10 protein-coding genes are annotated in these 12,211 nt (G+C 63.9%); all 10 read left to right on the forward strand.

Translation table 11 applies throughout. The features are described from left to right. Positions 1-854: 854 nt before the first annotated feature. The 10 genes from OXH74_RS05270 to purH all read left to right on the forward strand — a co-directional run bounded on the left by OXH74_RS05270 (position 855) and on the right by purH (position 12,039). Positions 855-1,835, forward strand: coding sequence for a methyl-accepting chemotaxis protein (locus OXH74_RS05270; protein ID WP_375741566.1), 981 nt, complete (start codon positions 855-857; stop codon positions 1,833-1,835). 272 nt (positions 1,836-2,107) lie between these two features. Then, entirely contained in the window at positions 2,108-3,883 is a 1,776-nt protein-coding gene (locus tag OXH74_RS05275) for a protein-disulfide reductase DsbD (protein ID WP_375740354.1), read from the forward strand. A gap of 120 nt (positions 3,884-4,003) precedes the next feature. Then, positions 4,004-4,447 carry a type II 3-dehydroquinate dehydratase gene (aroQ, locus tag OXH74_RS05280; protein WP_215371337.1) on the forward strand — a complete coding sequence of 148 codons (444 nt, stop codon included), beginning with the start codon at positions 4,004-4,006 and terminating at the stop codon, positions 4,445-4,447. Positions 4,448-4,472: 25 nt separating this feature from the next. Then, positions 4,473-4,934: an acetyl-CoA carboxylase biotin carboxyl carrier protein gene (accB, locus tag OXH74_RS05285; RefSeq protein ID WP_375740355.1), complete on the forward strand. Its 462-nt coding sequence runs from the start codon at positions 4,473-4,475 to the stop codon at positions 4,932-4,934. Positions 4,935-4,951: 17 nt separating this feature from the next. Continuing rightward, positions 4,952-6,301 carry an acetyl-CoA carboxylase biotin carboxylase subunit gene (accC, locus tag OXH74_RS05290; RefSeq protein WP_375740356.1) on the forward strand — a complete coding sequence of 450 codons (1,350 nt, stop codon included), beginning with the start codon at positions 4,952-4,954 and terminating at the stop codon, positions 6,299-6,301. Positions 6,302-6,431: 130 nt separating this feature from the next. Next, on the forward strand, positions 6,432-7,310 hold the full coding sequence (gene prmA / locus OXH74_RS05295; protein ID WP_375740357.1) for a 50S ribosomal protein L11 methyltransferase: 879 nt from the start codon (positions 6,432-6,434) through the stop codon (positions 7,308-7,310). Between the two features lie 65 nt (positions 7,311-7,375). Beyond that, entirely contained in the window at positions 7,376-8,767 is a 1,392-nt protein-coding gene (locus OXH74_RS05300; RefSeq protein WP_375740358.1) for a DUF3426 domain-containing protein, read from the forward strand. 233 nt (positions 8,768-9,000) lie between these two features. Beyond that, on the forward strand, positions 9,001-9,999 hold the full coding sequence (gene dusB, locus OXH74_RS05305) for a tRNA dihydrouridine synthase DusB (RefSeq protein WP_375740359.1): 999 nt from the start codon (positions 9,001-9,003) through the stop codon (positions 9,997-9,999). After that, entirely contained in the window at positions 9,996-10,316 is a 321-nt protein-coding gene (gene fis / locus OXH74_RS05310) for a DNA-binding transcriptional regulator Fis (RefSeq protein ID WP_215371350.1), read from the forward strand. Before dusB ends, fis begins: the two co-directional genes overlap by 4 nt. 115 nt (positions 10,317-10,431) lie before the next feature. Then, complete coding sequence (gene purH / locus OXH74_RS05315) at positions 10,432-12,039, forward strand: bifunctional phosphoribosylaminoimidazolecarboxamide formyltransferase/IMP cyclohydrolase (RefSeq protein WP_375740360.1); 1,608 nt, start codon at positions 10,432-10,434, stop codon at positions 12,037-12,039. The last annotated feature ends 172 nt before the right edge of the window (positions 12,040-12,211 follow it).

Genomic DNA, 12,211 nt, shown 5'->3' on the forward strand with positions numbered 1-12,211 from the left:
ACTTGGCTCAGCGCTTTCGTGGCGAAGTGGCGGACAACATCCAGGCCTACCTCTCGAGCGGCGATGCCTTGCGCCACAGCAGCGCCAGCCAGGGTATCGACAGTCTGGAGCAGAGCCTCGGCAATCTGCCGAGCGGGTTCAGCGACTCGCTTCGACCCAGCCTCAACGAATTGCGCGAATTCACCCGCGACGAACTGCTCGCGGCCGGCAAGCTGGCAGGCGACCCGCAGGGACTGCTGATCCAGGCGGAGCGAGAAATTGGCGAATCCCTCGACCGACTCGCCCAGTACACCGATAGTGCCAGCAACACCTCCGCACCCGAGTATCGCCCGCTGCTGTTCCGTGCCGCCCAGCACCTCAGCCGCCTCAGCCAGGCACGCAACAAGCTGGTGACTAGCGGCCGCGACGAGCTGGCTGCCGATGTCGAGCGCGAACTGGCCGCCCTGGAACGCCTGCACGGGCAGCTGGAGCAATTGCCGCTCCTCGGCATAACCGACAGCACCAGCTCGGCCTCCGACGATTTTGCCGCCCTGATGGGGCTGAGCAACGGCAGCGATGCCGGTCAGGCAGAAGACCGTGGCATTGCCCTCAAGCGCGAATTCGCAAGCCTGCTCAAACGCTACCCAGCCGAACTGGCGAGCACCCGCGATCTGATCCAGAGACGCGCAGAGCTCGCCACCAGTACCTCCGCCCGCGTCGATGCCTTGCAACGGGCGCTGGCGGAACTGGAGCCGCAGGTGCGCGCAGAACATGGCCGCATCCAGGCCGAAGTCCGCGTGATGCAAGGCCTGATGATCGGCCTGATCCTGCTCATCGCCCTGTGCATCGACCGCATCCAACGTCGTCTGACCCACATGCTCGGCCGCCTCGTAGGCGCCCTCACGGCCTGGGCCGCCGGCGACTTCAGCCACCCGATCCAGCTCGACTCGCGTACAGCCGACCTGCGCCGCATCGAGGAATCGCTGAACCGCCTGCGCGCCTACCTCGGCGAGCTGGTCGGCACCATCCGCCAACACGCCGAACAGGTCGCGGGCAGCAGCAACGTCCTGGCCGAATTGAGTAACGGCCTGCATGCCGGCGCCGAACGCCAGGCCGGCGGCACCGCGCAGATCCGCGATGCCCTCGGCGAACTGGAGACAACCATCCAACAAGTAGCTGGCGACGCCAGCCACGCCGCCGACGCCACCCGCGATGCCGGCCGCGCCATCCTTCAGGGCCAGAGCGTGATCGATCAGAGCCTGGCCGGGCTGCGCCAACTAGTGGGCGAAGTGCAGAACAACGCCCAGGCAGTAGAAAACCTGGCGCAGGAAACCGAGACCATCGATAAGGTGCTGACAGTGATCCGTGGCATCGCCGAACAGACCAACCTGCTGGCGCTGAATGCTGCCATCGAAGCCGCCCGAGCCGGCGAAATGGGTCGGGGCTTTGCCGTGGTAGCCGAGGAAGTCCGCTCCCTAGCGCTACGTACCAGCGGCGCCACCGCAGAAATCCAGCAGTTGATCGCGCGCCTGCAACAGGCCGCCCGTCAGTCTGTGGAGGCCATGCGCGTCCAGGTCGAACACGCCGAAGCCAGCGCCGAGCAGGCTGCTGCTGCCGATGGCGCGCTGGTGGAGGTAGTGGCCTCGATCCGCACCATCGCCAACATGGCCGAACGCATCGCCGACGCCACCGCCCAACAAAGCGGCGCGGTCAGCGAAATACGCGACTACAGCGAGCAGATCCACCAACTCGGCGGTGATAATCTGGAACGCATTGGTGAGAGCCGCAGCCAGGGCGAGCACCTGCAAAAGCTGGGTGGCCAGTTGCATACGGCGGTACAGGCGTTCCGCGTCTGAAGACGATCAATCGCACTTTGTACCCCTGTAGGAGTCAGCGTGCTGGCGAGCGGAGCACAACGCTTCGCGAGCAAACTCGCTCCTACAGAGGGGCGGTAATCTTGTAGGAGCCAGCTTGCTGGCGAATGCGCGGCAATGCGCGGCTGGGCTTCGCGAGCTCGCTCCTACAGAACAACCTTACGCCTTGAGGACAAAACATCTTACAGCCTTGAACCTGCAGGAAAGGTCCAAGGTCCGCTATGATGCGAACGTTTTCTGATCAAGAGACCTCCATGCGCCGTCTGCTGAGCCTGATCCTGCTGCTGGTGGCCCTGCCCGCTGCCGCAGGGTTGCTGGACAAACGCCCCGACTCGACCCTGGGCGCCCCGCTGAACAACAGTGCCGACTTCCTGCCCGTGCGCGAAGCCTTCCGCCTGAGCCTGGTGGAAAGCACGCCCAGGTCGGTGAAGTTGCGATTCACCAATGCCGAGGGCTATTACCTCTACCGCCACCGTTTCCAGTTCCGCAGCGAGCCGTCCGACATCGGTCTGGGCCAGCCCACGCTGCCGCCTGGTACGCACAAGACCGACGAATACTTCGGCGACGTCGAGGTCTACTACGGCGTGCTCGACATCGACCTGCCGCTCAACCAGCCGCAGCCGAAGCCATTCGATCTGAAGGTCACCTATCAGGGCTGCGCCGACAAAGGCCTGTGCTACCCGCCGGAAACCGAAATCATCAAGGTCGGCGGCGGCCTGCCCAGCGACAGTTCCGATACAGCAGGCGGCTCGGGCTCGAATGCCTGGAGCTGGCACGAACTGGCCCTGTTCTTCCTGGCCGGCCTCGGCCTGACCTTCACCCCCTGCGTGTTGCCGATGCTGCCGATCCTCTCCGGCGTGGTGCTGCGCGGCCAGACGGGTGGCAGCCGAGGCCTCGTGCTCTCGCTGGCCTACGTATTGCCGATGGCCGCCTGCTTTGCGGTGCTCGGCGCGCTGATGGGCCTCTTCGGGGCCGAACTCAACCTCCAGGCCCGCCTGCAGTCACCCTGGGTGCTGGTTCCCTTCGCCGCGTTCTTCACCGCATTCGCCCTGGCGATGTTCGGCCTCTTCGAGTTGCGTCTGCCACATGCCATCAGCGGCCCATTAGGCACCCTGGCCGGCAGCACCAAGGGCGGCTCGATCTGGAGCGCTGCGCTGCTGGGCGTGATTTCCAGCCTGTTGGTATCGCCATGCGTCTCCGCACCACTGGCGGGCGCCCTGCTCTATATCAGTGCGAGCGGCGATGCCTTGGGCGGCGGCCTCAAGCTGTTCGCCCTGGGATTGGGCATGGGGGCACCACTGGTGCTCTTCGCCACCGGCGGCGGAGCGCTGCTGCCGAAAGCCGGCCCCTGGATGCTGGCCGTCCGCAACGCCTTCGGTGTCCTGTTGCTGGCCGTGGCCGCCTGGATGCTGGAACGGGTCCTGCCGGGACCTTTGGCTCTGGCCCTGTGGGGCCTGCTGGCGGGTGGCGTGGCGCTGTTCCTCGGCGCGCTGGAGTTCACCGTCAAGGCTCCAAGTGGACGTCTCGCACAACTGGCCGGGCTAGTTCTGCTGGTGTATGCCGTCGCCGCCTGGACCGGAGCCCTGCGCGGCGAATCCGACCCACTCAGACCGCTGGGCCGTCCTGTAATGGTTGGCGCGCAGTCCAGTGCGCCGATAGCCAATCGCTGGCAGACCGTCACGACGCCCCTGCAGCTGGAGGCCGCCCTGCTGGACGCCCGCAATGCTGGCCAGCCGGTGCTGCTCGACTGGTACGCCGACTGGTGCATTAGTTGCAAGGTGATCGAGCGAGAAGTCCTGACGGCGCCGGAGGTCACCGCCCTGCTGACTGGCCATCGACTGATCCGTTTCGACATGACCGAAAGCAACGCCGAGCAGCGTGCCCTGCTCGATCGCTACAAGCTGTTCGGCCCGCCCGCCATCCTGTTCTTCGATGCTCGGGGTGACGAATTGGTCGAAGCGCGTGTCGTAGGGGAAGTCGATGCCGCGACCTTCGCCACCCGTCTGCAACGGGTAAATGCATCACGCTGAGGTCATGACGTCACATATTTGCCGCAAACACCGGGCATCTTGTCGACTATTGTTGACATCTGGACAGCCTACTGGCTCTCCGGCATAGTTTCGCCCGGCCTCAAATAAGGAAGACATCGCATGGCCACTCTCCTCGTGCTGCACGGCCCCAACCTCAACCTGCTGGGTACTCGCGAGCCCGGCACCTACGGCGCCACCACCCTGGCCGAGATCAACCAGGATCTCGAGCGCCGTGCGCGTGAGGCCGGACACCACCTTCAGTACCTGCAGAGCAACGCCGAGTACGAATTGATCGATCGAATCCACGCTGCGCGCAGCGAGGGAGTGGACTTCATCATCATCAATCCTGCTGCTTTCACGCATACAAGTGTCGCCCTACGTGACGCGTTGCTCGCAGTGAGCATCCCATTCATCGAAGTGCACCTGTCCAACGTGCACAAGAGAGAACCTTTTCGCCATCACTCCTACTTCTCCGACGTTGCGGTGGGAGTGATCTGCGGTCTGGGTGCCACCGGCTACCGCCTGGCCCTGGACGCGGCGCTTGAACAACTTGAACGCCCCTGACCTCACCCCTGGGAGTTGATGATTAATGGATATCCGAAAAGTCAAAAAACTGATTGAGCTGCTGGAAGAGTCCGGTATCGACGAACTGGAGATCCGCGAGGGCGAAGAGTCCGTGCGCATCAGCCGTCACAGCAAGCAGGCCTTCGCTCACCAGCCGATCTACGCCGCCGCACCTGCTCCGGCCGCCGCCCCGGTTGCCGCCGCAGTCCCGGCCGCCGCTGAAGCCGCTGCCCCGGCCGCGCCCAAGCTGAATGGCAACGTCGTTCGCTCGCCGATGGTCGGCACTTTCTACCGCTCGCCGTCCCCGACCACGGCGGCCTTCGTCGAAGTCGGCCAGAGCGTGAAGAAAGGCGACATCCTCTGCATCGTCGAAGCCATGAAGATGATGAACCACATCGAGGCCGAGGCCAGCGGCGTGATCGAATCCATCCTGGTGGAAAACGGTCAGCCGGTTGAATACGACCAGCCGCTGTTCACCATCGTTTGAACCGCGGAGAGCCTGCGATGTTGGAAAAAGTCCTGATCGCCAACCGTGGCGAGATTGCCCTGCGCATCCTGCGCGCCTGCAAGGAGCTGGGCATCAAGACGGTGGCAGTGCATTCCACAGCCGACCGTGAGCTGATGCACCTGTCGCTGGCCGACGAGACCGTCTGCATCGGCCCGGCCTCGGCAGCCCAGTCCTACCTGAGCATCCCGGCGATCATCAGCGCCGCCGAACTCACCGGCGCTACCGCGATCCACCCGGGCTACGGCTTCCTCGCCGAAAACGCCGACTTCGCCGAACAGGTGGAGAAGTCCGGCTTTGCCTTCATCGGCCCGAAAGCCGACACCATTCGCCTGATGGGCGACAAGGTATCGGCCAAGGACGCCATGAAGCGCTCCGGTGTCCCGACGGTTCCGGGCTCCGACGGCCCGCTGCCGGAAGACGAAGAAACAGCTCTGGCCATTGCCCGCGAAGTGGGCTATCCGGTGATCATCAAAGCCGCAGGCGGCGGCGGTGGTCGCGGCATGCGCGTGGTCTTCGAGGAAGAAGAGCTGATCAAGTCGGCCAAGCTGACCCGTACCGAAGCGGGTGCCGCTTTCGGCAACTCCATGGTCTACCTGGAGAAGTTCCTCACCAACCCGCGCCACGTGGAAGTGCAGGTACTCTCCGACGGCCAGGGCAATGCCATCCACCTCGGCGACCGCGACTGCTCCCTGCAGCGCCGTCACCAGAAGGTCCTGGAAGAAGCACCAGCCCCGGGCATCGACGAGAAGGCCCGAGCCGAAGTGCTGGATCGCTGCGTCCAGGCCTGCATCGAGATCGGCTACCGTGGCGCCGGCACCTTCGAATTCCTCTACGAGAACGGTCGCTTCTACTTCATCGAGATGAACACCCGCGTGCAGGTCGAACACCCTGTCACCGAGATGGTCACTGGTATCGACATCGTCAAGGAGATGCTCAGCATCGCCGCTGGCAACAAGCTGTCGATCAAGCAGGACGATGTGGTCATCCGCGGTCACGCACTGGAATGCCGTATCAACGCTGAAGACCCGGACAACTTCATGCCCTGCCCGGGCAAGGTGGCCTACTTCCACGCGCCAGGCGGTAACGGCGTCCGCGTCGACTCGCACCTGTACAGTGGCTATACGGTTCCGCCGAACTACGACTCGCTGATCGGCAAGCTGATCACCTACGGCAGCAGCCGCGACGAGGCCATGGCGCGCATGCGCAACGCCCTCGACGAGATCGTGGTCGACGGGATCAAGACCAACATCCCACTGCACCGCGACCTCACTCGCGACAAGGGTTTCTGCAAAGGTGGTGTGAACATCCACTACCTGGAGAAGAAACTCGGTATGGATAAGCACTGATACCCTTCAGGGCTGACTCCACCACACAGGGGCTGCCATATGGCGGCCCTTGTGTTTTTCCGGCGTGGCCTCAAGTAAGCTTGCGCGCCTGCCGGAAGCGCCATTACGAATCGATCAAGAGGTTCCCGCCATGCCCTGGTTACAAGTCCGTCTCGCCATCACCCCGGAACAGGCGGAAACCTATGAAGATGCCCTCCTGGAAGTTGGCGCGGTTTCCGTAACCTTCATGGACGCCGAGGATCAGCCGATTTTCGAACCCGACCTCGGCACCACGCCCCTGTGGACGCATACCCACCTGCTGGCGCTGTTCGAGGCCGACACCGACGAAGCCAACCTGGTCGCGCACCTGGAGCTGCTCACTGGCGCCGCGCTGCCAGAGCACCAGATCGAGCGAATCGAGGACCAGGACTGGGAACGCAGCTGGATGGACAACTTCAAACCGATGCGCTTCGGCCGTCGCCTATGGATTGTCCCCAGTTGGTACGACGCCCCGGAACCGGATGCGGTAAACCTGCTGCTGGACCCGGGCCTCGCGTTCGGCACCGGCACCCATCCGACCACCGCACTCTGCCTGGAATGGCTGGATGGCCAAGACCTGACCGGCCGCGACGTCCTGGACTTCGGCTGCGGCTCGGGCATCCTCGCCATCGCTGCGCTGCTGCTGGGCGCTCGCGAAGCCGTGGGCACCGACATCGACCCGCAGGCCCTGGAAGCCTCCCGCGACAACGCCTTGCGCAATGGCATCGAACCCACCCGCTTCCCGGTCTACCTGCCCGCAGACCTGCCGGCCAATCCCGCCGAAGTGGTGGTTGCCAATATCCTCGCCGGCCCGCTGGTCTCCCTCGCACCTCAGATCACCGCCCTGGTGGCGCCTGGCGGCCACCTGGCACTGTCCGGCATCCTCGCCGAGCAGGCCGAGGAAGTCCGCGCAGCCTATGCCGATGCCTTCGAACTCGACCCGACGGCGGAAAAGGAAGGCTGGGTACGCATCAGCGGCATACGCCGCTAGCGAGAACAGCGCCAGAACAGTGCCGGATTGAGTAAAATAACCCTTCGTTTCCACCGGATCACCGCATGACTGACAGCTTCGTCACCCAGTGCCCACATTGCCAGACCAGCTTCCGCGTAAGCCGTGCGCAGCTGGCAGTGGCCAACGGCGCCGTGCGCTGCGGTGCCTGCCTGCATGTGTTCAACGCTGCGCAGCAGTTGCTGGCGGCAGCCGGCCAAGCGGTACCGCCCCAAAAGCCCGAGTCGCACCAGGAAACCCCTCGTCCAGCGTCGACGCAGACCAAACCGGCCCCGCCCCCAACGACACCCCCGCTGCCGGCCAGCGCGGTTCCCAGCGTCGCCGCCGTCCTCAACCAGGCTATCCAGTCTCCGGCCGACAGTCCCAGCGACTCGTCGACCAGCGATACCCAGTGGATCCACGACGATCTCGACCTGGACAGCCTCGACCTCGACGAAGAGCTTGCCAAGCTGGAGCAGGAGGAGCGCCGGCTGTCCCGTGACCTCCTCGGCCACGAACCACCACTGCGCTCCGGCCTGGAAGTGCCAGAACCTGCCCCCACACCAGCACCTGCGCCAGCCCCCGAAGAAGCAGCCGAGCAGCCTGCCGACGAAGGCTGGGCTGAGGCCCTGATCCGCGAAGTCGAAGAGCGCGGGACCGAGCCCCCCCAACCGCCTCTCGCCCCGGAACCCGTCGCCGTCACCCCAGCAACCCTCAGCAGCCCGGCCGCCCCGACCCGCACCGAGCCCAGCCTGTCACTGGATATGGTGGAGGACGAACCGGGCCCGGACTTCAGCCTGGGTGGCGCCCGTGACGACGAGCCAGAGATTCTTGCCGACGACGATCACGACGACGAGCCGGAAGCAGAACCCCGGGAGTCCGCACGCGCACAGCGCAGCGAACCCGGATTGCGTGATGACGGCCTGCTCAACCTCAACGACGAACCCTTGCAACTCGACTGGCAGCAGCCGAAGCGCCCATGGGGTCGGTGGATCGGCTGGGGCCTGCTGAACCTGCTAGGCGCTGGCGCCCTGGCCACTCAGTACGTGTGGTACCACTTCGACGAACTGGCCCGACAGGACCAGTACCGCCCCTGGTTCGCGCAGATCTGCCCGGAAATCGGCTGCCAGCTGCCCTCCAAGGTCGATATCGATCTGATCAAGAGCAGCAACCTGGTGGTACGCAGCCATCCGGACTTCTCCGGCGCGCTGGTCGTCGACGCGATCCTCTACAACCGCGCGTCCTTCTCCCAACCCTTCCCGCTGCTGGAACTGCGCTTCGCCGACATGAGCGGCCAATTGCTGGCCAGCCGTCGCTTCAAGCCCGGCGAATACCTCTCCGGCGAACTGGCGGGCCAGGGAGAAATGCCGCCGCAGACGCCCATCCACATTTCCCTGGATATCCTCGACCCGGGCGCCAAGGCCGTTAACTACAGTCTCAGCTTCCATTCCCCCGAATAGCCTGCAAGTGCCGGAATTCCGGCGCTGCAGCGTTTTCCAAACGCTTGGTGATAAGAGCTTGGCTGCTCAGAATTTGTTCAAAACAGCCTTTATCCAGTCATCGAGAGCGGGTATCATGCCCACCCTTTTTCGAACTCCCCAGATATCACCAAGAGCCTGTTTTTGAATCCGCATGGCCGACGTGCCGCAGATCGAGTACAGGCTCCTAGCAGGCCCCAAAACAGGGAAGACTTATGTCGGCGGTACGCATTGGCCCTTACGCCTTGCCCAACCCCGTGATACTTGCCCCGATGGCGGGTGTCACCGATCGACCGTTTCGCCTGCTGTGCCGTCGCCTTGGCGCCGGCATGGTGGTATCGGAAATGGTCACCAGCGACGTGCGCCTGTGGAATAGCCGCAAGTCGCGGTTGCGCCTGCTCCACGAGGGGGATCCGGAACCGCGCTCCGTCCAGATAGCCGGGGGTGATCCGGAGATGCTGGCGGAAGCGGCACGGGCCAATGTTGCTCTCGGTGCGCAAATCATCGACATCAACATGGGCTGCCCGGCGAAAAAGGTATGCAACAAGGCTGCGGGCTCCGCGCTGATGAAAGATGAGGCCCTGGTGGCTGAAATCCTCGAAGCCGTGGTCGGCGCCGTTGACGTACCTGTCACCCTGAAGATCCGGACCGGCTGGGACAGATCGAACAGGAACGGGATACAAGTGGCGAAAATCGCCGAGCAGGCCGGCATCCAGGCACTGGCTGTGCATGGCCGTACGCGGGCCGACCTGTATACAGGCGAAGCCGAGTACGACACGATCGCCGCGATCAAGCAGGCCGTGTCGATCCCGGTATTCGCCAATGGCGATATCGATTCGCCACAGAAAGCCCGGCAGGTCCTCGACGCCACAGGCGCCGATGCCCTGCTGATTGGTCGAGCGGCCCAGGGACGTCCCTGGATATTCCGCGAGATCGCGCATTACCTGGCGACGGGCGAACTCCTGCCGCCGCCGGGGCTGGTAGAAGTGGAACGAATACTGCTGGAACACCTTGCCGCACTGCACGCCTTCTACGGCGACGAAATGGGCGTACGCATCGCCCGCAAGCATGTCGGCTGGTACCTTGCAACCCTGCCCGGGGCCAGGGAGTTTCGCACCAAGTTCAATCGTTTGGAGTCCACGGACGCGCAGTGCGCCAACGTTCGGGAGTTTTTCATCGAACGTCACAACGAAGGAGAAGAGGTGGCCGCATGACGACGATGACCGAGAATTTTTTTGATGGGGCAACACCCGTGAGCGACAACGCCAACCTTAAACAGCACCTGACTGCAGCAACCGCCGAGGGTCAGACCCTGCGCGGCAGCGTGGAAAAGGCGCTGCACAACTATTTCGCCCATCTTGAGGGCGCCGCCGTCACGGACGTTTACAACCTGGTGCTCTCCGAAGTGGAAGCGCCGCTGCTGGAAACCGTGATGAATTACGTCAAGGGTAACCAGACCAAGGCTTCCGAAATGCTCGGCCTCAACCGCGGCACACTGCGCAAGAAGCTCAAGCAGTACGATCTGCTCTGACTAGCCGGAGCCCGAGCCGGAAGCCTGAAGCTGGACTACCCGCCAGCCCTTCGAGCTTCCGGCTTATCGCTTCCAGCTCACCCTAAATTCCTCTTCCCAATCGAATGGCTCCGAAATGACCGACCAGACCACCCGCCTCCCCGTTCGTCGCGCCCTGATCAGCGTTTCCGACAAGACCGGCATTGTCGACTTTGCCCGTGAGCTGGCAGCGCTCGGGGTGGAAATCCTCTCCACCGGCGGCACCTACAAGCTGCTCAAGGACAACGGCATCGCTGCCGTAGAAGTCGCGGACTACACCGGCTTCCCGGAAATGATGGACGGTCGGGTGAAGACCCTGCACCCGAAGATCCACGGCGGCATCCTCGGCCGTCGTGACCTCGATGGCGCGGTGATGGAACAGCACGGCATCAAGCCGATCGACCTGGTCGCGGTCAACCTCTACCCCTTCGAAGCCACCGTCGCCAAGCCTGACTGCGACCTCCCCACCGCCATCGAGAACATCGACATCGGCGGCCCGACCATGGTTCGTTCCGCGGCGAAGAATCACAAGGACGTCGCCATCGTGGTCAATGCCAGCGACTACGCCAACGTCCTCGAAAGTCTCAAGGCCGGCGGTCTGACCTACGCGCAGCGCTTCGACCTGGCGCTCAAGGCGTTCGAGCACACCTCCGCCTACGACGGCATGATCGCCAACTACCTGGGTACCATCGACCAGGCGCGCGACACCCTCACCACCGAAGGCCGCGGCGCCTTCCCGCGCACCTTCAACAGCCAGTTCATCAAGGCCCAGGAAATGCGCTACGGCGAGAACCCGCACCAGAGCGCGGCATTCTACGTTGAAGCCAAACCGGCCGAGGCCAGCGTTTCCACCGCCATCCAGCTGCAGGGCAAGGAACTGTCCTTCAACAATGTGGCGGATACCGATGCCGCGCTGGAGTGCGTGAAGAGCTTCGTCAAGCCGGCCTGCGTCATCGTCAAACACGCCAACCCCTGTGGTGTTGCCGTGGTACCTGAAGATGAAGGCGGCATCCGCAAGGCCTACGACCTGGCCTACGCCACCGACACCGAATCCGCGTTCGGCGGCATCATCGCCTTCAACCGCGAACTGGATGCCGAAACCGCCAAGGCCATCGTCGATCGCCAGTTCGTCGAAGTGATCATCGCCCCGAAAATCTCCGCCGAAGCCCGCGCTGTAGTTGCAGCCAAAGCCAACGTGCGCCTGCTGGAGTGCGGCGAGTGGGCCGCCGAACGTGCCCTGGGCTGGGACTTCAAGCGCGTCAACGGCGGCCTGCTGGTGCAGAGCCGCGACATCGGCATGATCAGCGCTGCCGACCTCAAGGTCGTGACCCAGCGCGCGCCGAGCGAGCAGGAAATCCATGACCTGATCTTCGCCTGGAAAGTGGCCAAGTTCGTCAAGTCCAACGCCATCGTCTATGCCAAGAACCGTCAGACCGTTGGCGTCGGCGCAGGCCAGATGAGCCGTGTGAACTCCGCACGCATCGCTGCCATCAAGGCCGAGCATGCTGGCCTGGAAGTCAAAGGTGCAGTCATGGCCTCCGATGCCTTCTTCCCGTTCCGCGACGGCATCGACAACGCAGCCAAGGCCGGCATCACCGCGGTGATCCAGCCGGGCGGCTCGATGCGTGACAACGAAGTCATCGCCGCAGCCGACGAGGCCGGCATCGCGATGGTCTTCACCGGCATGCGCCACTTCAGGCACTGAGTAGGGACGCGCTGAAGCAGGCATCTGCTGTGTTGTCCGGCCCTTCCCCAATGCTCATTGCCAGAAGGCAACCCCGCTTGGTGAAGGACCGGACGCCTTGCATCTACCCGCTCCATCGCGCCCCCGACGGTCCGTCGTAGAAGATTCGTAGCTTTTGTAGGGTGGATAACGC

Origin of the sequence: Metapseudomonas boanensis (assembly GCF_042232855.1) — a bacterium.
Classification (GTDB): Bacteria; Pseudomonadota; Gammaproteobacteria; order Pseudomonadales; family Pseudomonadaceae; genus Metapseudomonas; species Metapseudomonas boanensis.